The organism is Roseobacter sinensis (assembly GCF_025755255.1).
In the GTDB taxonomy this organism is placed as follows: domain Bacteria; phylum Pseudomonadota; class Alphaproteobacteria; order Rhodobacterales; family Rhodobacteraceae; genus Roseobacter; species Roseobacter sinensis.
In genome coordinates this window covers 1-1,037 of the sequence record NZ_JALIEB010000066.1, presented here as the reverse complement: position 1 = coordinate 1,037, position 1,037 = coordinate 1, and the positions used below count along the sequence as shown (strand labels likewise).

Genomic DNA, 1,037 nt, shown 5'->3' with positions numbered 1-1,037 from the left:
GCGGGCGAGGTTCTGGTGGAGATCAAGGCCACCGGGCTCTGTCATACGGATGAGTTCACGCGCTCGGGCGACGACCCGGAAGGCATCTTTCCGGCGATCCTCGGCCATGAGGGCGCGGGCGTTGTGGTGGAGCTGGGCGAGGGGGTGACGAGCCTCGAGGTGGGCGACCACGTGATCCCGCTCTACACGCCGGAATGCCGCGAATGCGAGTACTGCCTGAACCCGAAAACCAACCTCTGCCAGAAGGTGCGCAGCACCCAAGGCCAGGGGCTGCTGCCGGATGGCTCGACGCGGTTCTCGATGCTGGATGGCACGCCGATCCATCATTACATGGGCTGCTCGACCTTCGCCAATCACACGGTGGTGCCGGAGATCGCGCTCGCGAAGGTCCGCAAGGACGCGCCCTTCGACAAGATCTGCTACATCGGCTGCGGGGTCACCACGGGCATCGGGGCGGTGATCAACACCGCGAAGGTCGAGATCGGGTCGCGCTGCGTGGTCTTCGGCCTGGGCGGCATCGGGCTCAACGTGATCCAGGGGTTGCGTCTGGCGGGGGCGGATCAGATCGTGGGCGTCGATCTGAACGATGACAAGGCGACCATGGGCAAACACTTCGGGATGACGGATTTTGTCAATCCGTCGAAGGTGGATGGGGATATGGTGGCCCATCTGGTTGAGATTACGAAAGGCGGGGCGGATTACACCTTTGACGCCACGGGCAATGTGAACGTGATGCGCACGGCCCTCGAGGCGGCGCACAAGGGGTGGGGCGAGAGCATCATCATCGGGGTGGCCCCCGCGGGGGCCGAGATCGCCACGCGGCCGTTCCAGCTGGTCACGGGCCGGGTCTGGCGCGGCACGGCGTTTGGCGGGGCCAAGGGGCGCACGGATGTGCCGAAGATCGTGGACTGGTACATGGACGGCAAGATCGAGATCGACCCGATGATCACCCACAAGCTCACGCTCGACGAGATCAACCACGGCTTCGAGCTGATGCACGAAGGCAAATCCATCCGCGCCGTCGTGGAGTTCTGAGG

Annotated in this window: 1 protein-coding gene; it reads left to right on the top strand. The window is 64.6% G+C overall.

Annotated elements, in window-relative coordinates:
- Positions 1–1,035, top strand: a 1,035-nt coding sequence (locus MUB52_RS23910; protein WP_263846665.1) for an S-(hydroxymethyl)glutathione dehydrogenase/class III alcohol dehydrogenase, incomplete at its 5' end; no start/stop codon positions are given.
- Between the last annotated feature and the right edge of the window lie 2 nt (positions 1,036–1,037).